The sequence below is a fragment of the Flavobacterium inviolabile genome (assembly GCF_013389455.1).
Lineage (GTDB): Bacteria > Bacteroidota > Bacteroidia > Flavobacteriales > Flavobacteriaceae > Flavobacterium > Flavobacterium inviolabile.
In genome coordinates, this window is sequence record NZ_CP058278.1 from 2752694 (window position 1) to 2776480 (window position 23787).

Annotated in this window: 27 protein-coding genes and 1 other RNA gene; 13 read left to right on the forward strand and 15 right to left on the reverse strand. The window is 39.4% G+C overall.

The genetic code is table 11. The features are described 5' to 3' along the window. The first annotated feature begins 250 nt into the window (after positions 1-250). The 7 genes from HW120_RS12280 (at position 251) to HW120_RS12310 (ending at position 6482) form a co-directional block, all read left to right on the forward strand. Positions 251-739, forward strand: a complete 489-nt coding sequence (locus HW120_RS12280) for a SixA phosphatase family protein (protein WP_177734391.1) — start codon at positions 251-253, stop codon at positions 737-739. Then, a complete protein-coding gene (ppk1, locus tag HW120_RS12285) occupies positions 736-2847 on the forward strand; it encodes a polyphosphate kinase 1 (protein WP_177734392.1) in 2112 nt (703 codons plus the stop codon). Before HW120_RS12280 ends, ppk1 begins: the two co-directional genes overlap by 4 nt. A gap of 27 nt (positions 2848-2874) precedes the next feature. After that, the gene (locus HW120_RS12290; RefSeq protein ID WP_177734393.1) at positions 2875-3765 is read left to right on the forward strand and encodes a Ppx/GppA phosphatase family protein; all 891 of its coding nucleotides are present in this window, start codon (positions 2875-2877) and stop codon (positions 3763-3765) included. A gap of 5 nt (positions 3766-3770) precedes the next feature. Then, positions 3771-4205, forward strand: a complete 435-nt coding sequence (locus HW120_RS12295; protein WP_177734394.1) for a GNAT family N-acetyltransferase — start codon at positions 3771-3773, stop codon at positions 4203-4205. A gap of 32 nt (positions 4206-4237) precedes the next feature. Next, entirely contained in the window at positions 4238-4795 is a 558-nt protein-coding gene (locus HW120_RS12300; protein ID WP_177734395.1) for a Crp/Fnr family transcriptional regulator, read from the forward strand. A 65-nt stretch (positions 4796-4860) separates the two neighbouring features. After that, a complete protein-coding gene (locus HW120_RS12305) occupies positions 4861-5883 on the forward strand; it encodes a saccharopine dehydrogenase family protein (protein WP_177734396.1) in 1023 nt (340 codons plus the stop codon). Positions 5884-5903: 20 nt separating this feature from the next. Further along, on the forward strand, positions 5904-6482 hold the full coding sequence (locus HW120_RS12310; protein ID WP_177734397.1) for an NAD(P)H-dependent oxidoreductase: 579 nt from the start codon (positions 5904-5906) through the stop codon (positions 6480-6482). Here the strand turns inward: HW120_RS12310 and HW120_RS12315 are convergent. After that, the gene (locus HW120_RS12315) at positions 6477-6878 is read right to left on the reverse strand and encodes a DNA polymerase III (RefSeq protein ID WP_177734398.1); all 402 of its coding nucleotides are present in this window, start codon (positions 6876-6878) and stop codon (positions 6477-6479) included. The genes HW120_RS12310 and HW120_RS12315 overlap by 6 nt on opposite strands. On the opposite strand from HW120_RS12315, the gene HW120_RS12320 reads away from it, so the two are divergent. After that, the gene (locus tag HW120_RS12320) at positions 6877-7176 is read left to right on the forward strand and encodes a hypothetical protein (RefSeq protein ID WP_177734399.1); all 300 of its coding nucleotides are present in this window, start codon (positions 6877-6879) and stop codon (positions 7174-7176) included. The two genes, HW120_RS12315 and HW120_RS12320, sit on opposite strands and share 2 nt — an antisense overlap. Here the strand turns inward: HW120_RS12320 and dnaX are convergent. Both dnaX and HW120_RS12330 read right to left on the reverse strand, forming a co-directional pair. Next, positions 7136-8221, reverse strand: coding sequence for a DNA polymerase III subunit gamma/tau (dnaX, locus tag HW120_RS12325; RefSeq protein WP_177734400.1), 1086 nt, complete (start codon positions 8219-8221; stop codon positions 7136-7138). The genes HW120_RS12320 and dnaX overlap by 41 nt on opposite strands. Before the next feature lie 101 nt (positions 8222-8322). Further along, a complete protein-coding gene (locus HW120_RS12330; RefSeq protein WP_394353021.1) occupies positions 8323-8613 on the reverse strand; it encodes a hypothetical protein in 291 nt (96 codons plus the stop codon). A gap of 130 nt (positions 8614-8743) precedes the next feature. Between HW120_RS12330 and rnpB the strand changes: the two genes are divergently transcribed. Continuing rightward, positions 8744-9059: RNase P RNA component class A (rnpB, locus tag HW120_RS12335), an RNA gene on the forward strand. Between the two features lie 83 nt (positions 9060-9142). On the opposite strand, the gene HW120_RS12340 is transcribed toward rnpB, so the two are convergent. Both HW120_RS12340 and HW120_RS12345 read right to left on the reverse strand, forming a co-directional pair. Further along, positions 9143-9838 (reverse strand): response regulator transcription factor, encoded by a 696-nt coding sequence (locus HW120_RS12340; protein ID WP_177736337.1) that lies wholly within the window; start codon positions 9836-9838, stop codon positions 9143-9145. Positions 9839-9841: 3 nt separating this feature from the next. Then, positions 9842-11203, reverse strand: coding sequence for a sensor histidine kinase (locus tag HW120_RS12345; protein WP_177734402.1), 1362 nt, complete (start codon positions 11201-11203; stop codon positions 9842-9844). Positions 11204-11334: 131 nt separating this feature from the next. On the opposite strand from HW120_RS12345, the gene HW120_RS12350 reads away from it, so the two are divergent. Then, positions 11335-13416, forward strand: coding sequence for an outer membrane beta-barrel protein (locus HW120_RS12350; protein WP_177734403.1), 2082 nt, complete (start codon positions 11335-11337; stop codon positions 13414-13416). On the opposite strand, the gene rsmD is transcribed toward HW120_RS12350, so the two are convergent. Both rsmD and HW120_RS12360 read right to left on the reverse strand, forming a co-directional pair. Continuing rightward, on the reverse strand, positions 13417-14004 hold the full coding sequence (gene rsmD, locus HW120_RS12355) for a 16S rRNA (guanine(966)-N(2))-methyltransferase RsmD (protein WP_177734404.1): 588 nt from the start codon (positions 14002-14004) through the stop codon (positions 13417-13419). It abuts the gene before it with no gap. Continuing rightward, complete coding sequence (locus HW120_RS12360) at positions 14001-14810, reverse strand: DUF3822 family protein (protein WP_177734405.1); 810 nt, start codon at positions 14808-14810, stop codon at positions 14001-14003. Before HW120_RS12360 ends, rsmD begins: the two co-directional genes overlap by 4 nt. Positions 14811-14954: 144 nt before the next feature. On the opposite strand from HW120_RS12360, the gene HW120_RS12365 reads away from it, so the two are divergent. Both HW120_RS12365 and kdsB read left to right on the forward strand, forming a co-directional pair. Beyond that, complete coding sequence (locus HW120_RS12365; protein WP_177734406.1) at positions 14955-16379, forward strand: ATP-dependent DNA helicase; 1425 nt, start codon at positions 14955-14957, stop codon at positions 16377-16379. A 35-nt stretch (positions 16380-16414) separates the two neighbouring features. Further along, a complete protein-coding gene (gene kdsB / locus HW120_RS12370; RefSeq protein ID WP_177734407.1) occupies positions 16415-17146 on the forward strand; it encodes a 3-deoxy-manno-octulosonate cytidylyltransferase in 732 nt (243 codons plus the stop codon). Between the two features lie 43 nt (positions 17147-17189). Here the strand turns inward: kdsB and HW120_RS12375 are convergent, their stop codons facing one another. The 4 genes from HW120_RS12375 to HW120_RS12390 form a co-directional block, all read right to left on the reverse strand. Continuing rightward, entirely contained in the window at positions 17190-17885 is a 696-nt protein-coding gene (locus HW120_RS12375) for a copper resistance protein NlpE (RefSeq protein WP_177734408.1), read from the reverse strand. A gap of 223 nt (positions 17886-18108) precedes the next feature. Continuing rightward, positions 18109-18678: a DUF417 family protein gene (locus HW120_RS12380; RefSeq protein ID WP_177734409.1), complete on the reverse strand. Its 570-nt coding sequence runs from the start codon at positions 18676-18678 to the stop codon at positions 18109-18111. A gap of 69 nt (positions 18679-18747) precedes the next feature. Continuing rightward, the gene (locus tag HW120_RS12385; protein ID WP_177734410.1) at positions 18748-19635 is read right to left on the reverse strand and encodes a helix-turn-helix domain-containing protein; all 888 of its coding nucleotides are present in this window, start codon (positions 19633-19635) and stop codon (positions 18748-18750) included. A gap of 3 nt (positions 19636-19638) precedes the next feature. Further along, positions 19639-20301 (reverse strand): spermidine synthase, encoded by a 663-nt coding sequence (locus tag HW120_RS12390; RefSeq protein WP_177736339.1) that lies wholly within the window; start codon positions 20299-20301, stop codon positions 19639-19641. A gap of 60 nt (positions 20302-20361) precedes the next feature. Between HW120_RS12390 and HW120_RS12395 the strand changes: the two genes are divergently transcribed. Continuing rightward, on the forward strand, positions 20362-20919 hold the full coding sequence (locus HW120_RS12395) for a 1-acyl-sn-glycerol-3-phosphate acyltransferase (RefSeq protein WP_177734411.1): 558 nt from the start codon (positions 20362-20364) through the stop codon (positions 20917-20919). A gap of 181 nt (positions 20920-21100) precedes the next feature. On the opposite strand, the gene HW120_RS12400 is transcribed toward HW120_RS12395, so the two are convergent. Genes HW120_RS12400 through HW120_RS12415 form a run of 4 tightly spaced genes read right to left on the reverse strand, consistent with a single transcriptional unit; the run spans position 21101 to position 23737 of the window. Next, entirely contained in the window at positions 21101-21664 is a 564-nt protein-coding gene (locus HW120_RS12400; protein ID WP_177734412.1) for a DUF6620 family protein, read from the reverse strand. After that, positions 21657-22526, reverse strand: a complete 870-nt coding sequence (locus tag HW120_RS12405) for a hypothetical protein (RefSeq protein WP_177734413.1) — start codon at positions 22524-22526, stop codon at positions 21657-21659. The genes HW120_RS12400 and HW120_RS12405 overlap by 8 nt, the downstream gene beginning before the upstream one ends. Before the next feature lie 13 nt (positions 22527-22539). After that, on the reverse strand, positions 22540-22782 hold the full coding sequence (locus tag HW120_RS12410) for a hypothetical protein (RefSeq protein ID WP_177734414.1): 243 nt from the start codon (positions 22780-22782) through the stop codon (positions 22540-22542). A gap of 4 nt (positions 22783-22786) precedes the next feature. Further along, positions 22787-23737, reverse strand: a complete 951-nt coding sequence (locus tag HW120_RS12415) for an SPFH domain-containing protein (RefSeq protein ID WP_246296982.1) — start codon at positions 23735-23737, stop codon at positions 22787-22789. Positions 23738-23787 lie beyond the last annotated feature (50 nt).

The following is a 23787-nucleotide window of genomic DNA, read 5'->3' on the forward strand; positions in this document are numbered from 1 at the left end:
GTGAAAAAGTATTAATGATCGTAAAGTATTATAGTGGTATTTTAACTTTAAAACCAAAAAATAGCTCTTTTTTTTAATAAAACTGTATTTTGACAAGACTAAAGTATTTAAATAAAACGGGAGGACATTATTTTCGTAGGGTTTTTCGATTAAACTACTTTTTTTATCTGTGAATTAACATTTTTTTGATACTCTTTGACTGGCATTTTTCCTTTTTTTTGACTTACTTTATAGAATAAATAGTCTGATCATGAAAAATTTAATTCTCATTCGTCATGCAAAATCAAGCTGGGATACCCCATCAAGAGATATTGACAGACCAATCTCCAAAAGGGGGATTAATGACGCTAACATAATTTTTAGTCAGGTAACAAAATTTTTGCCCAAGACCTTTTTAGTATGGTGCAGTGTTGCAAAAAGAGCAAAGGAAACCGCCATGATCTTTTCACAGAACATTTCCATTCCCTACGAAAATGTAATTCTGAAAGATGATTTATACACTTTTGACGGTAAGAATCTGGAATCCGTTATAAAAAAATGTGAAAACAGATTTGACAGCTTAATTCTTTTCGGACATAATGAGGCAATCACAGATTTTGTTAATAAATTTGGAGACCTTTATATCGAAAACGTTCCTACAGCAGGCTTCGTATCCATTTCATTCGAACAGGATAGTTGGGATTCGATACATAAAGGGAAAACAATAAAAACCTTATTTCCAAGGCAATTAAAAGTATGACATCCCACGAAAACAGATATATAGACAGAGAAAAAAGTTGGCTTGCCTTTAATGCAAGAGTTTTACAAGAAGCAGCAGATGAAAGTGTTCCCTTATTAGACAGACTTCGGTTCTTAGGAATATTTTCGAATAATTTAGATGAATTTTTCAGAGTACGTTATGCTGCCATACGCCGCTTAAGTATGGAAGGCATATCGGGTGAAAAGATTCTTGGCGGAATTTCGGCCCAGCAGTTACTTAAAGATATTACCGAGATTGTTATCGAACAGCAATCCGAAAGCTTACGGATTTTGAGCGTTATCGAAAAAATGCTTGAAAAAGAAAATATCTTTATCATTAACGAAACGGAAATCAACAAGGAACAGCAAAACTTTATCAAAGAATTCTTTATCCAGAAAGTAAGTCCGGAACTGGTTACCATTATCCTGAACGATCTGGATGAATTTCCATTGCTGAAAGATACCTCCGGTTATTTGGCGGTTAAGCTCGTTATGAAAACAAAAGAGCACCCTGTTTCTGACGATATCATTCAAAAGAATGAAGTGCGTTATGCTGTAGTGGAAATCCCGAAAACCATTAACCGTTTTGTGGTATTGCCATCCAGCAGCGACAAGCAGCACATTATCCTTCTGGATGATGTGATCCGTTACAACCTGCACGGAATTTTCAATATTTTCGATTATGAAAGTATTTCGGCACACATGATTAAGATCACCCGTGATGCAGAACTGGATATTGATTCCGACTTAAACAAAAGCTTGATCGAAAAGATATCAACCAGTGTAAAAGACAGACGAATAGGCGAGCCGGTACGATTCGTATACGACCAGTCTATCGATAAAGATACCCTGGCTTTTTTCCTGACGCGAATGAAGATCGATGCTACGGACAGTCTTATTCCCGGCGGACGTTACCACAACCGACGCGATTATATGGACTTCCCGAATTTAGGCCGTTATGATCTATTATTCCGTCAAAATCCGCCGTTACCGGTTGTAGGACTAAGCCTTGAAGGAAGCATACTGGAACGAATCAAACAAAGGGACTTTTTGGTCAATGCGCCGTATCAGTCGTTTTCCTATATGATTAAATTCTTAAGGGAAGCTGCGCTGGATCCGAAAGTAAACTCCATTAAAATAACCTTATACCGTTTAGCGAAAAACTCCCAGATAATCAGCTCGTTAATCAATGCGGCCAAAAATGGTAAAAAAGTAACGGTACAAATTGAATTGCAGGCACGTTTTGACGAAGCCAGCAATATTTCCTATGCCGAACAGATGCAAACGGAAGGTATCGAACTTATTTTTGGCGTAAAAGGACTGAAAGTACACAGCAAAATATGCGTGATTGAACGTATTGAACATGGTAAGATATTCCGTTATGGCTTTATTTCCACCGGAAATTTCAACGAATCCACCGCTAAAATATATACGGATGTCACGCTGTTAACCAGTCATCAGCCGATTTTAAGGGATATTAACCGCATTTTCGACTTCTTTGACGTGAATTACCGGGTACACCGTTACAAACACCTGATTGTTTCCCCTCATTATACGCGTTCCAAATTTGTAAAACTCATTGAGCGTGAAATCACGAATGCCCTGGAAGGAAAAGAAGCCTATATCAAGCTGAAAATGAACAGCCTGTCCGATTTTAAAATGATCGACAAACTTTATGAAGCCAGCCGGGCAGGTGTGAAGATCCAACTGGTCGTTCGCGGTATCTGTTCGCTGATCCCGGGTGTTTTGGGAATGAGTGAAAACATTGAAGCCATTAGTATTGTAGACAATTACCTGGAACATTCCCGTGTGTATATTTTTGGTAATGAAGGTGATCCGGAAGTGTATATCTCTTCTGCCGATTTTATGACCCGTAATCTGGATGCCCGGGTGGAAGTAACCTGTCCGATATATGATGAAGGCATCAAAAAAGAACTGATTGAAACCTTTAATATTGGCTGGAAAGGAAATGTAAAAGCCCGTTTGCATTCTGAAAATCTGGAGAACAAATACCGCAAAAGGCCAAAAGAAAAAATGTTCCGGGCACAATTGGAAACCTATAACTATTATAGAAATCTGATGGAAGTAATCGTTGAAAAGAATCTGTAATTATAGTATTAAAAGACTTTTAAAAGAATGATTTCAATAAAAAAATACGCTGCTATCGATATCGGATCAAATGCCATGCGTTTGTTAATTACCAATATTGTAGAACAGCAGGGAAAAGAAACACAGTTTAATAAAAGCTCCCTGGTTCGTGTTCCGATCCGTTTAGGACAGGATGCGTTTACCGTTGGGGAAATAACGGATGAGAATATTGAACGCATGGTGGACGCCATGAAAGCGTTTAAACTGCTGATGAAAGTCTATAAAGTAGAACGTTATATGGCCTGTGCTACATCGGCTATGCGTGAGGCCTATAACGGTAATGAAGTAGCCGAAATCATCAAGAAAAAAGCCGATATAAAGATCAACATTATCGATGGTAAAAAAGAAGCAAAAATAATTGCTTCATCCGATCTGCGCCATTTTATCAAAACCGACCAGACCTATCTTTATGTAGATGTTGGCGGTGGCAGCACCGAATTCTCCCTTTTTTCCGAAGGGCAGATGGTCGCTTCCAAATCGTTTAAAAACGGTACCGTACGTTTGCTGAACAATATGGTAAACGATGTGGTGTGGCAGGAAATTGAAAAATGGATCAAAGTACAGACGGAACCGTATGAACACGTTACATTAATCGGATCCGGCGGAAACATCAACAAATTATTCAAATTATCCGGAAAATTACAGGAAAAACCGCTTTCCTATGCCTATGTGAATTCACAATACCAATACCTGAATTCGCTTTCCTATGAACAGCGTATCGCCGAGCTGGGTTTAAATACCGACCGTGCCGACGTGATCATACCGGCAACCAGAATATACCTGAACGCCATGAAATGGAGCGGTGCCAAAAACATTTATGTTCCTAAGATCGGACTTTCAGATGGTATCGTGAAAGCCATGTATTATGACAAAATTTAATAAAAATGAGTCCAACGATAATACAGCCTTCAGCAGCGGATTATAACGAAATTACCGAAGTATGGGAAGCTTCCGTCAGAGCGACACATACCTTTTTAACGGAAAAAGACATACAGTTTTACAAACCGTTGATTCTAAACGAATATTTAAAAGCGGTAAGCCTTTTTTGCACTAAGGAAGGGGATGCCATTACCGGCTTTTTAGGACTTGATAATGACAAAATAGAAATGCTTTTTATCCACCCGGATTACAGAGGGAAAGGAATCGGTAAAACCCTGCTCAATTTTGCAGTTACCGGAAAAAAAGCATCCAAAGTGGATGTCAATGAACAAAACGAACAGGCAGTAGGTTTTTACCAGCATCTGGGTTTTAAAACAGTAAAGAGAGAACCGCTTGATACTTCCGGCAATCCGTTTCCGATATTGGTCATGGAACTTTAAATAACAGAAGATAACTTTTTCAGCATATACTAATGAAAACGCTATTTAGAACATTACAAATCCTTTCCGAACCGGAATTGGACATGTTAGATGATGTCGTAACCGAAAGAAGTTTAAAAAAACAGGAGTATTTAATCCGGGAAAATGTGGTTTGTGACGAGATTGTCTTTATCAAATCGGGTGCCTTGCGTTCGTTTTATGTAAACAATGAAGGCGATGAGATCACGAACTGTATCACGTTTGAAAAAGAACTGATGTCGGCATTTTCCAGCTTTATCACCCAAAAGTCAACAGACGAAAACATACAGGCGATATTTGATTCCGAACTGGAAATTCTCCACCGGAAAGACCTGGAGAAACTCTACCAGGAAAATATCAATTGGCAGAAAGTGGGAAGGATCCTGGCCGAATCCCAATATGTACAGCTGGAAAGAAGAATAGCCTCTTTTCAGAAATATACCGGTAAAGAACGCTATAAAGAACTGTTCCAGCAGCACCCAAAATACATTCAGCTCATTCCGCTGCAATACCTGGCGTCGTTTTTAGGAATGACACCCCGTCATTTAAGCCGCATCAGAAAGGCGGTTTAATTATTGGACATTTGTCCTGCCGGAGAGCCTGATCCCTGGAATATTTTTGCAACAAACAACAATTTATGCAAAAGAATATTTTAGTTATCGGAGGAAACGGACTGGTTGGCAAAACCATTATAAGGATTTTAAAAGAACGAAATCCGGAGTATAAACTATTTATCGGAAGCCGTAAAAAAAGCGTGCTTTCAAACCAGCTGCAGATTGATGTAAACAACATCAGAACGTTTTCGGTTATACCGGAACACCAGATTGACAGTATTGTATTGTGTGTGAACGACAAGCGGAATAATGCCCTGCAGTTTTCAATAGACAACCGGATTGATTATATCGATATTACCAAACCAACCCCCGATCTGGTAGTCGCTTATGATCTGGCCAAAGAAAATAAAGTAAACAACAGAATCGTGTTCAGCTCCGGCTGGATGAGCGGAATTGTAAGCGCCCTGTTGCAGGATGCCGTTCCGGAAAAAGAAGCAGTTATTTCTGCCGGCCTTTACGTTTATTATTCGGTAAACGATCTGGCAGGGGAGAGTTCGGCTCATTTTATGGCTGAAAATGTTTGCGAGCCTTTTGTCCGTTATCAAAACAATAAAACAGTTCAGATCAAACATTTTTTAGACACGGAATACCATGCCTTTCATTTTGGAATAGGGAAGCGGCAGGTTTATAATTTTGATGTACCGGATTTGTTTATCCTGAATAAAATGGAAAAAGTGCCCACAGTTTCCGTGAAAATGACATACAGTTCCGCCTTTGTAACCCGACTGTTAGGTGTTTTTCAGTATTTGCGGATATTCAACCTGTTATCCCTGCGGGGAAGAAGACTGATTTTCAGTGCCAATGGAAAAGGTGATAAAACCGCTTTTGATATTGTAGTCAATACCACATCCGGTAAACAGACAATCTGTCTGCAAAGCGATAAAGGTCAGGCAGAACTAACTGCTTTTGCAACGGTATTACATCTGGAAAAGCTCCTGAATAACCCTTTTGAAAAAGGAATTTATTTCAGTCACCAGCTTTACGGACCGGAAGAGTTCACCACTTTATTAAAGAGTAACAATACATTCAGCATTATACAATCATAAATAACCATCAGGTAATAAATATGAAAAAAATAGTTATCATCAACGGGCATCCCAATAAAGAGAGTTTCAATTTTGCTTTGGCAGAAGCATACCAAAAAGGAGCGGAGCAATCCAATGCTGTTATAAGTACAATAACCATAGCCGAATTGAATTTCAATCCCAATTTAGCATTCGGCTACCAAAAGCGTATGGAAATGGAACCGGATCTGCAAGCCGCCTGGCAAAAAATAAAAGAAGCCGACCACCTGGTTTGGGTTCATCCCGTTTGGTGGGGCGGATTACCAGCTATTACAAAAGGATTTATCGACAGGGTCTTTTTACCGGGTTTAGCTTTTCGTTACCGTGAAAATTCGGTATGGTGGGATAAGCTTTTAAAGGGAAAAACAGCCCATATCATTACCACACTGGATCAGCCGGGCTGGTATTACCGGCTTGTTTACGGCAGGCCAAGCGTTAATCAGCTAAAAAAGACCGTATTGGAATTCTGTGGTGTAAAACCGGTCAGGGTAAGTTATGTGGGAATAATCAAAACTTCTGAAAAAGCACAGCGCGAAAAATGGCTGCAACAGGTTTTTGAAATGGGACGCAAACAATTATAAATCAAGATCGAAAGTCTTGCGCAACAATTCCAATGCCGGATTGATCGCTTTAAGCTTATCGAATTTTTCCTGGGTGGTAAAAGCATATTTTGTTTCTACCACTTCGTTTACGTGTACGTCAATAACAATATCGTGATTGTGTAGTTTTCCTCTCAGGTAGCCCAGTAATTCGATTTTATTGTTGTCAAAATCCACTTTGGAACCTTCGTTGGGCAGTTCCAGGCGAATGGTTGTTCCGTGCAGAACAGGATCGTTGATCTGCATATAGGTTGCCATGATCTTCTGACCGCTGTCGCTTAATCGCTGTGCAAACTTATTCCATTGCAGTAACATATCTGTTTCTGTAAAAGCTTCTTTGGGTAATTCGTCGTGTTGCTTAACAGAAGCCCTTTGCATGGCTTCCTGTTCCCGTTTGGCTTTGATACTGGATAATGAAAAAGCAGACACTTTTCTTTCTGCCTGTCCATCCGGGCTGCTAACCGGTTTAATTTCCGGTGCAACAGCTTTAACGGTCTGCTGTTCGGGTTGTGGCGGCGAAACGGCTACAGTGTCTACAACCGGCGCTGTAGTGGCTGTATTAACAGCAGCAGGAACGGTAATTTCAGCCGGAGCAGTTGTCGGCTTTGGATTATTTCTGAAAAAATCAGGAGGGATTATAAATTGTTTAGCTTTTTTTTTTCTCCATCAAAATTGATAGAGGCAAGCTGCATCAGGCATAGTTCTACTAAAAGACGCTGATTCTGACTGCTTTTGTATTTTAAATCACAATCATTGGCAACATCAATACCCTGTAATAAAAAGTCCTGCGACGTTTTTTGGGACTGTTCGCGGTATAAATTCTGTGCATGCTCACCGGCTTCCAGCAATACCAGCGTAGCCGGGTTTTTACAAACCAGTAGATCCCTGAAATGTGAAGCCAGACCGGCAACAAAATGATGTCCGTCAAAACCTTTTGCCAGGATATCGTTATAAGCCAATAGTAAATCCGGGATCTTGTTTTCCAGAAGTAAATCGGTTACCTTAATATAATATTCAAAATCAAGAACATTCAGGTTTTCGGTAACAGCCTGACGGGTCAAGTTTGTTCCGCAATAGGAAACAACACGGTCAAAAATAGACAAAGCATCACGCATTGCACCATCTGCCTTTTGGGCAATAATGTGCAGAGCGTCGTCTTCAAATGAAATATTCTGGCTTTTCGCTACTTCTGCCAGGTGTTCTTTGGCATCTTTAACGGTAATACGTTTAAAATCAAAAATCTGACAACGGGATAATATCGTTGGGATGATTTTGTGTTTTTCGGTAGTTGCCAGGATAAAAATAGCATGTCGTGGCGGTTCTTCCAGCGTTTTCAGGAAAGCATTAAATGCAGCCTGAGAAAGCATGTGTACCTCGTCAATGATATATACTTTGTATTTTCCTGTTTGTGGTGGTATACGAACCTGATCGATCAGGTTACGGATATCGTCAACAGAGTTGTTTGAAGCCGCATCCAGCTCAAAAACGTTGAATGCAAAATCTTCATAAGGATCATCATAGCCTTCCTGATTGATTTTACGGGCCAGAATACGGGCACAGGTGGTTTTACCCACACCACGCGGACCGGTAAAAAGCAATGCCTGAGCCAGGTGATTGTTTTCGATGGCGTTTAATAACGTATTGGTAATAGCCTGCTGACCAACAACATCTTTAAATGTTTGCGGTCTGTATTTACGGGCTGATACGATAAACTGTTCCATAGAATTTTATTGAAGGCAAATATAGCTGTAAAAAGGAGAAATTGCAAAAACAGTACCGGATAGTTTTTAACAAATAACAATTGTTTTAAGAGTAAAAACTGCTATTCGGTTCTGCCCTTTATACTTAGGTCAATCAGAACTTTTTCAATATCGTTTTCGGAAGAAGCCAGCTGTCCGGCAACAAAAACACCTTTTTCTCCGGAAACGGATTTAATCCCGTAAACGGTCGCTTCATCATCCGGATTGGTTTGCCCTTCGTAGCGGTAAATATGAACGATCTCGTAATGGGAAGGATTGGCAATAATATCGTTTTCATGAATATTGAAATCAATCGTAAAACCTTTTTCGGCAAGCTCTTCCAAAGCTTTTATAACAGTGGCATAATGATACATACGAACCATATTTTAGTTGTTTTGTTGTTATTTTTTAAAGATAATCATTTTATTTCCAAATAAATATAAAGCATTGTTAAAGTGCTGTTACGAATAGGGGTTAAAAAGGAAAATAAAGCACTATCTTTGCCCCGCAGACCGCCTTATCGTCGTTCCGTAAGGAAGGGAGGAAAGTCCGGACACCAGAGAGTAGCATAGCGGGTAACACCCGTCAGTTTGTCTTCGGACAGATTAGGACAAGTGCAACAGAAAGTATGTACAGGTAAGGCTGTAGTGAAACCAGGTAAACTCTATGCGGTGAAATGCCATGTATATCAACATTTAAGGGCTGCTCGTCCGTTGTTGAGGGGTAGGCAGATGGATCTCACTGGTAACGGTGAGACTAGATAAATGATAAGGGTCCGCTTCGGCGGATACAGAATCCGGCTTACAGGTCTGCATTATTTTTTAAGCTATAACAACCGGCACACTTTTGCCAATTGCCAATTGCCAATTGCCTTTTTTCAAATGCCCTTTGCTTTTTGCCCTTTCACATCCCCCTATCCAACTTAAACTCAAGCCCGATATTCCGGATACTTTCAATAGCAATATGCTGATCGTCTGAAAGATGTTTCCGCAGCTTACTGATATAGACATCCATACTTCTGCCGGAGAAAAAATCCGTATTTCCCCAAACAGCTTTAAGAACAACTTCTCTTTTAAGCAGCTGATTGCTGTTGTTAATCAGGAAAAGGAGCAGGGCGGCCTCTTTTTCGGTAATGCGCTGTATGCTGTTCTCAAAATGCAATTCCAGTCGTTTGGTATCAAAAACATACGCGCCAACGGGAATCTTTGTGCTAACGGGTACTGTTACCGCCTGCTGCCCGGATCTTTTAAGGATATTATTCAGCCGGAGAACCAGCTCATCGGCTTCAAAAGGCTTTACGATATAATCATCGGCACCTAATTTCAACCCTTTCAGTTTATCCTCTTTCATTTTTTTGGCAGTCAGGAAAATAAAAGGAACATTCGCATCCAGCTGAATGATTTTTTCGGCAAGGGTAAAACCGTCAATCTTAGGCATCATCACATCAAAAATACCAATATTAAAAGACTCTTTCTGAAACATCGCCAGTGCTTCTTCACCGTCTTTTGTCCAGGTAACATCATAATCATGAAGTGCTAAATACTGCTTTAAAACCAATGCAAAATCGGTATCATCTTCTGCTAAAAGTATCTTTTTCATCATCTAAATGGCGGGAATACTAATATGGAATAAAGTCCCTTTTCCTAATTCACTATCAATTTTAACGGCACCTTTATGGGCTTTAATGATCTGGTCAACATAGTACAAGCCTAAGCCAAGCCCTTTTGTAGTATGGATATTTCCCTGTTCGACCCTGTAAAACTTATCAAACAGCAGTGTTTGTTTTTCCTTGGCAACACCAATTCCGTCATCCTGGATCTCAATTTTTAAAAGTTTATCTTTAACAACCGTACTAACCCTGATATTTTTACAGCCGTATTTTACTGCATTATCCAGAACATTGTTAATAGCCGTTGTTAAATGGAAAGGATCTACTTCTAAAAAATAGCCGGAAACCGGTAATTCATGCACAATCACCACATCCGGATAAGCTATTTTAAAATCGTCTATAATAGCCTTTAGAAAGACATTACTATTCGTTTTTACTTTCTGTAACGCAATTTCTTCATAGCCCAGTGAATTTGTCATGACCTGGTCTATTAAATGCTGTAAACGGGTATTCTGACGGTTTATCGTATCCAAAACCGTATTAAAAACAGCTTCATTTTCTTTAACCCCTTTCTGTTCGAGGATTTTTGTCGACACAGATAAAGTTGTCAGCGGTGTCTTTAATTCATGGGTGATGTTATTGATAAAATCGGTTTTAACATCATTTACTTTCTTCTGCCTGATCAGGGCTTTTATAGCCATTACAAACAGTACGACCAGGATGAACATTGCCGTCACCGAAAGAAAAAGCACCATGGCCATTCGTTTTAATATGATTTGCTGCCAATTATTAACGGAAACATATAAGGTATCTTCCGTGAGCAGTTTATAATTCGTATCCGGAACCAGATTACTGGCGGTACCCACATAGTTCCGGACCAGAAAAGCATTGTCCAGACTCGCTAAATTTCCGAAAAGTTTGTTCCCGATAAGCGGTTTTTCGGCAAAAACAGTATCACTTTTTTGCGCATTTTCATATATAATAAACTTATTGGCAACCAGGGCGAAATCAATGGAATCTTCCGGAAACTCCCGTTCCAGCTGTTTTTTCAGCCGGGCTGTCAGCTCACTTTTAAAATCATTTTTCAGCAGCCTGTTCTTTAACTGCAGCTTCATTTTGGGATTCTTAAAATACTCCTGTGCCAATCGCTTGTAAAGAATGTCTTTTTCATAGAAAATACTGGAATCAATAGCCGTATAATCATCGGTAATGGCTCCGATCTTTTCTTTTACCTCCAGCTGGAATTGCGCTACTTTATAATGATAGGTAGTTTTTACCAGATAGTACTGCATTGCCGTTAATACGACCAGTACAGCTATAGCAAAACCGATTAAAAAGTTTATTTTGAGTTTCATCCGTTCAATGTATTCTGTATCAAAAATAAGGCTTTTATGAAAACTATAGCATTTTAACCCTGCATTAACCTCCGATTAACTTCCGGACTGAAATTTTACCGGCATTTTTGCGATTCAAATCCATACACAACATGAAAAAATATCACATTCTCATTTTAGCCATCTTATGCACACTCCGGTTAACAGCCCAGGAAGATCCGAAAGTATTAGAGGAAGTAGTCATCAAACAGGAAGCAAAAGCGTTCAGCATTAAAAACGGAAACATTAAAGTAGATGTCGCCAATACGCTTTTTAAGGCCAATACCAACCCGGTTGATCTAATATCAAAACTACCCGGTATTCAGGTAAGTCCGGACCGGGAGAACATTATGGTTGTTGGAAAAGGAAATGCCCTGATCTATATTGACAATCAGAGAGTAACGGTTAACGACTTGAATGTCTTAACGGTTGAGGATATTAAAACAATCGAAATCATTCAGAATCCATCCTCTAAATATGATGCCGATGGCCGCGCTGTCATTCTGATTACCCGCAAACGCACCAAAAAGGAAGGGTTTATGCTCAGCCTCACCGAAAATGCAACTTTTAAAAGGTATTTTAATAACTATTTAGGCGGAAATACCAGTTACAAAAGAGGCAATATAGAGCTAAAGGCAAATTTTAATTACAACCAGCTCACTGTATGGGAAAGCAACGGTAACGACTTTAGCATACCGGATAAAGATATTGTTTCCAACTACCTGGTAACCGCAGTCACCAAAAGGCCGCAATATATTTACGGAGCGGGTATTTTCTACAAGATCAATGATGACGATAACTTCTCATTTAGCTTTAACGGAAAAACTGATAAAGATCTTTTTGACATAACTACAGACACGTATAACAGGCAGCAAAATGACGAAAATAATATTGCAACCTTAAATCAAAACAACGGAAACAGGCAGTTTCACAATGCTTTTATGAACTACAACCATAAAATTAAAAGTATGGAAGCCTTGCTTTTTACCGGTATACAATATTCCGGGCATACCCAGAAAACCCGAAGCGAGATCTTTAATAACTATAACAATACCACGTTTGATCCCACCCAAAACAGGGATCAGCGATTTCATGTCGATCTTTTTTCCGGCCGTATGGATTTTGAAAAACCATTTAAAAACCAGATGAAACTGGAATTGGGCATCTTTCATTCACAGGCCGCTGCAACTACCGATTTCAACAGCTATACTTTTAATCCCGAAGCGATACAGGCATCGTCATACCATTACAAAGAAAAGAATAGTGCCGGGTATTTTCAGTTTTCCAGCAGCTTTAAAAAGATTAATTACAGCCTTGGCACACGGGTAGAAAACACAATTGTTGAAGGAAAGTATAAAATGGCAGATGCTTTATTAATAGACAAGAACTACACCCGGCTGTTCCCGAAACTACAGCTGGAAATCCCCGTAGACAGCACTAAAACCTTTACTTTAAATTATGCTAAAAGCATCAGCAGACCGGATTTTCTGTCGGCCAGCCAGGTAACAGCCTATATTAACCCGTATTTTTCTTTTGCTAACAACATTAACATTGATCCTACCATTACAAATGAAATCAGTGCTAATTTTCAGTATGGTAATAAATTACTGAAAATCAGTTATAACCAAAAAGACAATCCCGTTTATATGGGAAGTACCTATGATGACACTCAGAACATGCTCACTTTAAAACCGGTGAATTTCGAAAAAGAGTCGGGTTACAGTATCGAATTAACCACACCGTTTACCTATAAAATCTGGACAGCTACCAATGTGCTGAATTTGACCTATAATAAAATAGAAGACCCCGGAGCCGTTCTGAACGGAACAAGACCATACCTGTATTACTACAGCAATCACACGTTTAAACTGCCCAAAGCGATCGAATTAATGGTAAACGCCTGGGGCATTACCCGCCAGCAAGAAGGCATTTTTGAAAGAAAAAGTCTGTTTACGATTGATGCTGCCGTTTCAAAAACATTCTCGAAGCACTTCGATTGTACGCTGAGCTGTAATGATATCTTCCGGCAACTGACCTTTTACGATAGTTTTACCGTTAACAACGTCACTGCAAAAGGAAGGTATTATACGGATTTGCAAATGCTTTCCCTTGCCGTAAAATATTCCTTTGGCAAGATCAGTAATTCGGAATTCAAAGAGAAAAGTATCGATGAGAATGCGAACAGAATCCGTTAACTAACTGTCGAATTCGTCTTCTTCGTCCGTGACATCCTCTTCCGAATCATTTTCAAATTCAAAGAAGGAGAATACCGATCCGCCGTAATTCTTTAAAAAAGAAAAATTATCCATGTGGTTGATAGGAGTGTGCTTGGAATGTTCAATGATCATCATACCGTCTGTTTCCAGTAACTCATTCTGAAAAACAAGCTCCACGATTTTTTCAAAATCTTTCTTTTCCATCCCGTAAGGCGGGTCGGCAAAGATAATATCATAGGAAGCCTTGCTTTTTTCCAGGAATTTAAAAACATCACTTTTAATGGCCGTAATGTCGAAATCAAATTCCTTTGCGGTCTTTTTTATAAAGTTTACACAGCCAAAATCGCCGTCAACACTGGTAATAGGCCCTGATCCGCGGGAAGCAAATTCATAGCTGATGTTTCCGGTACCGGCAAACAGGTCCAGTACGCGCAATTCACTGAAATTAAAATAGTTATTCAGGATGTTGAATAACGATTCTTTAGACATGTCTGTAGTGGGGCGAACAGGTAAATTTTTTGGAGGATTGATTCGTCTTCCTTTATACTTTCCGGAAATGATTCTCATGAATGGAGTAGGATATAATTTTGTAGTGTTTCACTTTCTGTGAGAGAATATTTTGACTGTAGATCAACGGTATCCAGCAGGGCAATATTACGAACATAACGATAGGCAATTTCAAAACAAGGATGGTTCTCGCTGATTTTACCCAATAGGGAAACAGCGATACTTTCCGGATTTAACTGCAATTGCTCCAGCGTAAATAGCAGATAATAAACAAAATCTTCTGGTGTTTTATACTCAAAGGAATTGTATAACAATAGCTTCATATTAGCAATGATAACAATCTCAAAATGAGTTTCCTGAATATGAATGTAAACCTGTTTTTCTTCTTTGTTTTTTGACAAATCCAGCAGTCGGGATACCAATACTGTATTCACGTTTTTATAGTCAAAAGTACCGAACTGATCGATCAGGAAATTGTTTACATTCACAAACGGAACATATACATTGTTCATCTCGTAGGCTTCAATTTCATCGAAGGCAAAAAAATCGGTTTCAAATACTTTGGTATTGTATTGCAGATAACTGCCCAGGTAATTTTCATCAAACAGCGGTTTCGGCACAAAAGTGCTGAAATTATTGTCGTGCAGCACAACCACTTCATCGTAGTATTTTGTCAGTGCGGGATGATCCACAAAAGTGCGCCACAACTGATCTTCCAGTGATTGGGTGTTTTTAAAGACAACATGCTGTAAATCAACAATACGGTCGTTGAGCGTATCGGTCACACAAAAAGAAAGTCCATTGAGCGCAACCTGAATGGACAATTTTTTGTAGTTTTTTGAAGCTATCGTAGTTGTTGATGACATTATACTGAATCGTAATTATGGACAAATTTACATTTTTTTTGCAACTGAAACCGATTTACGATAAAAAAGGTATGTATCTTTGATATTCTTTTACAGCACAGCTAAAACTTAGGTTTTACAAGCCTGTGATTATTTTAAACATCCATGAGTTCCAGCAAATTTTATTCTTCTTTAAAACAAAATTTTCCGTATCAGCCAACGCTAAAACAGGACATTTTTTTTCAAAAAATAGCCGATTTTATTACCAATGAAAACGATGATGAGATATTTCTGCTAAAAGGATATGCCGGAACCGGAAAAACTACCGTTATTGCAACCATCGTGAACCAGCTGAAAGACGTTCACAAAAAATATGTATTGCTGGCGCCCACGGGACGTGCGGCAAAAGTGATCTCAAATTATTCCCATAAACCGGCATTTACCATTCACAAACGAATTTATTTCCCTAAAAAGGTTAGTGGCGGCGGCGTTAACTTTACGATGCAGCCCAATAAATTCAAGAACACCGTTTTTATTGTCGATGAGGCCTCCATGATTTCGGATACCAATTCCGATTCGGGCCTGTACGAAAACGGTTCGTTATTAGATGATCTGATACTCTATATCTATTCCGGTCATAAATGCAAAATGATATTGGTGGGCGATACCGCACAGCTGCCTCCGGTACACATGGATGTCAGCCCGGCTTTGAATATGGATACGCTGTCCATGAATTACAGTATGGAAGTACAGCATATCGAGCTGGATGAAGTAATGCGTCAGGAAGGAAAATCCGGTATTTTATACAATGCAACCGAACTGCGGGAAATACTGAAATCTCAGTTTATGGATTCCTTTAAGTTTCAGTTAAGAGGCTTTAAAGACATTGTACGCCTGGAAGACGGCTATGATATCCAGGATGCCATTCAGCAGGCCTACAGCAATTATAGCATTGAAGACACGGCTTTTATTGTGCGTTCCAACAAAAGAGCCAATCAGTACAACCAGCAAATCCGCTTACGGATTCTGGACAAGGAAAGCGAACTTTCTGCCGGCGATTTTATGATGGTGGTCAAGAATAACTATTTCTGGCTGAAAGAAACAGATGAAGCCGGGTTTATAGCCAATGGCGATATCATTGAAATCCTGGAAATCTTTAAGATCCAGGAACTGTATGGCTTTAAATTCGCCAAGGTTAAGATCCGGATGGTCGATTATCCCGGCCAGATTCCTTTTGAAACCGTCTTGATTTTAGATACGCTAACGAGTGAATCGCCTTCATTGACCTATGAACAGTCCAACATGCTGTATCAGGAAGTCATGAAGGATTATGAAGAGGAAAGAACGCAGTACCGCAAACTCCAGAAAGTAAAAAGCAATCCGTATTTTAATGCGTTGCAGGTTAAATTCTCGTATGCGATTACGTGCCACAAATCGCAAGGCGGACAATGGAATACGGTGTTTATCGAACAGCCGTATTTACCGGATGGTATTAATAAAGATTACATACGATGGCTGTACACCGCCATTACCAGAGCAAAAGATAAATTATATCTTATTGGCTTTAAAGACGACTATTTTGAAAATTGATATTACTTTTAAGACTTAAAACATACTAATTGCACATGAAAATAATAGCTGTAATTCCTGCCCGTTATGCTTCCACACGTTTCCCCGCAAAACTGATGCAGGATCTGGGTGGTAAAACGGTTATTTTAAGAACGTATGAAAGTGCTGTTCAGACCCGATTGTTTGATGATGTTTTTGTAGTAACCGATTCGGAGCTTATTTATGAGGAAATAGTATCCCATGGCGGAAAAGCCATCAGAAGCATCAAAGAACACGAAAGCGGCAGCGACCGTATTGCAGAGGCTATCGAAAATATGGATGTTGATGTTGTGGTAAATGTACAGGGCGATGAACCGTTTATCAATGCGGAACCGTTGGAACAGGTTTTGGATATTTTCAAAAACGATACCGGAAAACAAGTAGATCTGGCGTCTTTGATGCGGGAGATTACCGATAAAAAAGATATTGAAAACCCGAATAATGTAAAGGTAATTGTAGACCAGAAAGGATTTGCCTTATATTTTTCCCGTTCCGTGATACCGTATCCGAGAGAAGAAAATGTAGGCGTACGCTATATGCAGCATATCGGTATTTATGCTTTTAGAAAAGAAGCCCTGCTGGATTTCTACAAATTGCCGATGCTTTCACTTGAAGCTTCCGAAAAACTGGAGCAATTACGCTATTTAGAATACGGAAAACGCATCCGGATGGTCGAAACCAGCCATGTAGGCATCGGGATTGACACTCCGGAAGACCTTGAAAAAGCCCGGAAAATGATCCTGTCATAAATAAAAAAAGGAGCGTATGTTACGCTCCTTTTTTTATTCCCTGTTATTTCTTCAGATATTCTCCTGCCAGCGAACCGCCGCCGCCGCAGAAATACATTAGATCATAACGTTCGTTAAACTTAGAAGTAGAAATTACCGCCATATTGTTTTTAACGGATATTGTCATAACCGCTTTCAGATCCGGATTGCTGTCTTTCAGATTCACTTCAATCTGGTTGTTTACCAAAATACCTTTTCCTTTAAACTCACAGCCTTTTTTGGTTGCCGCTTTAAAAGTCACCGCTACATCAAATTCGTTATCCTTAGTATTCGTTAGGGATAATGTCTGGTAATAACCTTTTCCTTCCTCACCCAGGATATAGCTTCCGTTAAGCGATTTCGGCACAATCGGTTTCTCTTTCGAAAGAATGTAATGGGACGCTAATTCCGATTGTATCTCTTTTTTATCCTGATCCAGTATGGCAATGGTACTATCTGTTTTAATCAGATAAAACTCCGTTTGATTGTCTTTAAAAGTAACTTCCACGTAAGGACCGTTCAACTTCCATTTTCCTTTTTCTGTTTCGGCAGCTCCTTTGCTATCCTGATACAGTACTGTTTTGGAAACATTTGAATCGTTGTCAAAGGAAAGTGTTGTTTCAATTCCCGGACAATCCGCACATGGTAAAACACCTTCATACATACCCGAAACCGTCCTGGTTACCTGTGTACTGTCGGCTTTAGGTGTTTCAGCTGCCATTGAATCCGTTTTTTTACATGCTGTAAATGACAATAAAGCAACTATTGCTAATGTAGCTAAAGGTTTGTTTATCATAATTTCATTTTTTTATTGTTATTTACAAAACAGCATCAAAAAGCTTACCAAAGTGGTGTTTTTTATGATGTTTTTTCTTAAAAAAATACCCCAACCCCTTCATACTTCCCACATCACATCAAACTTCTAACCTCATACTTCTAATATCTCACCTCACTTTCCTCCGTTCCAGGTATTTTTGCGCCGCCTGGCTCATCGTTACCAGCGCAGCACCCATCATTATCGCATCTTTGATCACCAGTCTGCCGGCACCGCTTAAATATGGAAATCCGGATTGTGCATCGCCCAGATCGGGAACCCAGGTTTCCGGCGTGGTAATCAGGAAAGACAGCGTTACAAAAGACATTCCAAATGCTAAAAAGCTGCCGAAAGCCGATACTCCGGGCGCAAAAGGATAGAAAGCAATTAAAATCCCGATAGCTACAATTAAGGCACCCAGTCCATAGGAAAATCCGTAAGTATTATTCGCTTCGTGCCAGGCTATATTTTCGGGTTTGTATTCGCCTTCCTTATTCATGTGTGTTTTATATTCCGGAGCTTTATAGGTGTAGAAGAAACTCATTAACGGGCTGTTTGCAGCAAAAGGTACTATGCCGTTAGCTTCATAACGAAAAGCCTTTAGTCCGCCAATCCAGACCAAAACAATAATTAAACCCAAACGGGTTACATGCATTCCGGTTTCCTGCAGTCTGGCTGCAAAAGCAAATAATTTGTCCATAAATTTTTAATTGATTGTTATGGTACAAAGTTCTTTTAATTCAAAAACAACGGGAATAGACAAATAGCACTAAGGAATGGATAAAAATCCTTTGCGGATTTTCCATTCTTCTTCCCGGAAATGCTTTGGCGACAATCCGATATGCTTTTTAAAGAACCGGCTGAAATAGTATTCGTCTTTAAAACCCAAATCGGAAGAAATAGCTTTAATCTGGGTATTGGTATGCAGTAATTCCCATTTTGCCTTTAAAAGCAGCTTTTCATTTAGCAATGCCGAAACTGTTTTCTGGTAATACTGTTTGGTGGCATTACTGAGTGTCTTAACTGTCACGCTCAGTTTTTCGGCATAAAAAGAAGGCTGATGTTCGGTTTGAAAATGTTGGTTGATCAATGCGGTAAGTGTGGTAAGAAACTCCGGCAGCGGGAGCAGGGCTTTAGCTTCCAAGGCAGCGGTTTCATTTTTGAGACGGGTCAGTTTGATTAAAAAGATTTTCAGATATGAAAAAACCAGCTCGTTTGAAGCCAGTTCCTCTTCTTTTATCTCATTTTGAATATTCTGAAATAAAACCGATAATTCATCGCGTTCTTTCAGCGGAAGCGGAATTTTTGAAGTGGCATAGATATTATTAAAAAGCACACCGTTACAGCCTACCTGATGGTGGTAGGTTTCAATGCAGAAAAAATTGGCATGGAACAACAGCAGGGAAGCTTCCGTTTCACTTTTAGGGTGCAAGGCAAATGCCTGATAGGTATTGAAACAAAAAATCTGATTTTCAGCATATTTTGTTTTCATCAAATCGGTTTCCACTGTTCCATTGCCCTGATGTATCCACAGGATCGCAAAATAATTTGTATGCAGCTGCCAGCTTTCCGTTGCTATAGCAACAGCAGAAATCAGGATAGGCGTACTTTCCTTAGAAGCTTTCTTTATTTCCAGATAAATCGGATTGGTCAGCATGATTTATCCTAATTTTTTAATGGTAAACAACTCGTTATGATCTTCTACTTTCGGGTACATCCTAACGGAATAATGCGCATTGAACTTCGAACGATAGGCGGTATTGCGCTGTTTGTGTTCGTCCGTGAGCACCATTGTATTAAACAGGATAAAACCGTTTACATTCAGCAGGAAATTGATGCGGTTGATAAAGAACTCCTCAAAAAGAAAATTCGGCATTACCGTATCCTGAAAAACATCAATAATGATCAGGTCATATTTCTCGCGGGTCTTTAAAACAAATTCAAAAGCATCATCTATGACCAGTTCCAGGTTGGGGATTTTATCCAGATCAAAATACTTGTTTGCCAGTTCTATCGTTTTCGGGTCTATTTCCACACCGGTTACAGCTCCTTTAAATTTGATTTCATCCACCAGCGTTTTGATCACACTGCCGCCGGCCACACCCAAAACTAAAACCGTTTTAAAATTGCGGATTCGCTCAAAACCAATATAATGCAGCCCTTTTCTTAAAATCCGCTGCAAACTTCCATACGAATAGTTCGTATTCTTCGAATCCATAACCAGTTGCCCGTTATTCCAGGTAACTTCCAGATTTTTATTTATTTCCGATTTTTTTTGGTGTATATTTATGGGTATAAAGTAACTCAGCAGCTTTTTAAGTATCATCCATTCACATTTTCTATTCGTAAATATAATGCTATTTTTACACCAAACTTTTTTAAAATGAAACAATTTCTATACAGGTTAATATTCTTTAAATGGATGGGATGGAAGATAAACGGTGCGATTGCTCCGGAAATCAAAAAGTGCATCATGATAGTGGTACCGCATACCAGCTGGCACGATTTCTACCTTGGTGTATTTACCAGAGGAATATTAGACCAGGAAATGAACTTTGTTGCTAAAAAAGAACTGTTTAAATTCCCTTTTGGAGCCTATTTCAGATGGATGGGCGGCGCACCGCTAAACCGTCAGAAAAACGAAAACAAAGTAGATGCCATTGCCAAAGTATTTGAAGGAAAAGAGGTTTTCCGCCTGGCGATCGCTCCCGAAGGAACCCGGAAAAAAGTAACGGAATGGAAAACAGGATTCTATTATATCGCCATGAAAGCCGGTATTCCGATAGTCCCGGTTGCTTTTGACTATGGCAAAAAAGAAGTAAAAATTGCCGCACCGTTTTACCCTACCGGTGATAAAGAAAAAGACTTTAAAGCATTACAGCAACATTATAAAGGAGTCATCGGGAAAATTCCAAAATACAGCTTTGTACCGGAAGCATAATTAAAAAAAAGAAATTGATTGCCGGACTTTTTATTTCCGGTTAAGAAGTTTGTTAATGGGGAGGGCTTTATAGTTCGAAAGAAATTGATCTCTTTCAAACTATAAAGCCCCGAATAGCTGGTGAACAGCTTTACGATAACAAAGTTTACTAAACAGAAACCGCTGGTTAGAGCCGGTATACCTAAAACTCCACATCATCTGCTACGTTGCCTCCTTGTTCAGCAGCAAATTTTTCGGAATATTCCTTTTCTTTTTGCTCCCTGTAGTCTAAATAATACCGCATTGTTTCGAGCTCTTCGTTAGCAATTGGCATCCATTGCATAGCCACCGACTGAAAATCGCCCAATGAAATCCCGAAATTATCCTGTATCCATTGTGCACCGTCATATCCGTAAGCATAAGCGGCCTGCCGGGCTCCATTGAGCTCTTCATAGAAATAACGGTCTGTTTGCATCTTTTCAAGATTCTTCGAACCTTCTTCGCTTATTACCGCTTTCAGGTTGCCTAATTTCGGATGATCACCTGCTTCTGCAAAATATTGCCCAAAAATTGTAACTACCTCATAGGTGCTGTCTTCCTGCATTCGTGCTCCCCAAAGCGCAGAGGCTTCTTCAAAAACTGCCTTTTCAATTCCCAATACTTTCAGGATTTCGTTTTGGTCAACTCCGGATGACATTTTTGAAGCAATAGCCGCATAATCATACAATGTAACCCCGTGAATGGGTTCTAATAATGGATTACTCATAATTTTCTGTTTTGTATTCGTTTAATAATCGGGTATAAAATTTTTCGTGTTCTTGCTGCATATCCGGATTTATTTTGTTCCATTCATCAAACATCGCCCGTAAATAATGTTGGTATAATTTCGGAGCTTTGTCTTTCAATTCCTGCCATTGCTTTTCTAAATCCTCCATTTGTGCTGTTTTTTGCTGAATACTGTTCTGATCATTTTCGAAAATAATGTTCAGCGTTAATTGGTGTTTTTGCTGATGCAGTTCTTCCATTTTTTCAGGAATTTCATAATACTCTTTCAACAAATGCGCTGTTCGTTGTTCGGCAAGGCTTCTTCCCAGATGTTCCAGCATTTTTGCCTGTGAGCTTGGCTCAAAAGTATTCCGGGTACTACAGGCGGGACAAGTGATATAAGCGGTTGTAAAATAGATTTTTTCAATCGGGACAGGGCTTCCGCATTGTGTACAGCGAAATTGATCTTTGATGGTTTCGTACTCGTCTAAAATTTTCTGGTATTTCACTTCATAATCTTCCTGATCGGTACTGTCTATTCTTTCACGACAGTCCTGATACAATTCCTCTAACTGATAGAATCTGTCGTAACATTCGGTTCTGAATTCAAGGTAGGTTACAAAATCATCTTCATCGTAAGGAAAATACGTTATTTTTTCCTCCTTCACTTCACGGGCTTTTTTTACAATGTTTTCCATCTGACCTAATACGGCCGATTTCATCCTTAAATATTCCCGTCTAAACTGGCCGGTATCGGAATTGTTTATCGTTATCAATTCCGGAATAGAGGCTTCTGTAAACTCTTTGAGCTTGCCTTCTAATTTACTTATGAAAATAAAAAATCGTTCCTGGGTTGCTTGCATGATCATGTATAATTTAGGAGTTATCCTCTTTTTTAATATTAATTCCATCCGATATTTTTACGGAGAGAAACGTAAAGCCACAATAAGCACAGTGGGTTAATCCGTCATCTTTTGCTCTTCCGGCTCCACAATTGGGGCAGGTTCTTGTCGCTACTTTTGCAGCTTCATCCACAAAATCGCCTCCGTACGATTTTTGTTCTTTGGCTTTCTGCTTCATTTTCTCTAAAATGGAAAGTGGTTTTTTCTTTTCTTCCATAACCTTATAATTTATCAATCAACTCCGCTTTTTTGGCTTTATATTCTGTTTCGTCAATTAATCCGCTTTCAAAAAGAGTTTTGAGCTTTTGAAGCTTTGCCATAATGTCCTCTTGTGCGGCTGGCTGATTCATTTGCTGCTGCATTTGGTTCATCATCATTCCGGCAATCATTCCGCTTGTCGTGCCTTCATTGGCAACAGTGCCTTGTTGCCCGATAGCCTGTGCCGTACTGAACCGGGTAAATTTATCCATATCGGTTACCATGTTCATATTCGTGATTTTATCATAATGTGCCGAAACTTCGTCGGGCAGGGTAACGCTGGTAATCGTAAACGTGATTAAATCAATACCGAATTGAGCAAAATACGGCTTTAAAAAAGGTGTTATTTTTCCGCCTAATTCTGTTACATTTCCGGCGATGTCTTTTACAGCAATATTTTCCTGCGCTAAAACCTCGCCGAATTTCGGAGCAATAAAATCTCTTAATTCGTATTGCAGTTCAAAAATGGTAAAGGTCCGGTAAGAACCTGCATACTGACGAAAGAAGGTTTCGAAATCCTTTATCTGAATATCAAACGTTCCGAAAGCCCGGACACGAACCTGTCCAAATTCAGGATCCCGCATCATAATCGGAGCAGGCGTACCCCATTTGTTGTTCACAAACTGACGGGTGTTTACAAAATAAATATCGGCTTTGAACGGACTTTGAAAGCCATATTTCCAACCTTTTAAGCGACTTAATACCGGAATATTTTCAGTACTTAAGGTATGTAGTCCCGGTTGAAAAACATCGGCTAATTGTCCTTCGTTCAGGAAAACAGCAATTTGTGATTCCCGGACCGTTAGCTTTGCCCCGTTTTTAATCTCTTTGTCGGTGTCCTCAAACTTCCACATCAACAGATTCGGATCCGGTGTGGCAGCTTCAATAATGTCAATGAATTGTGATGTTATCATACGCTATTAGTGTTACTATGTTTGTATTACGTAGCACGTTTCTTTCGGGG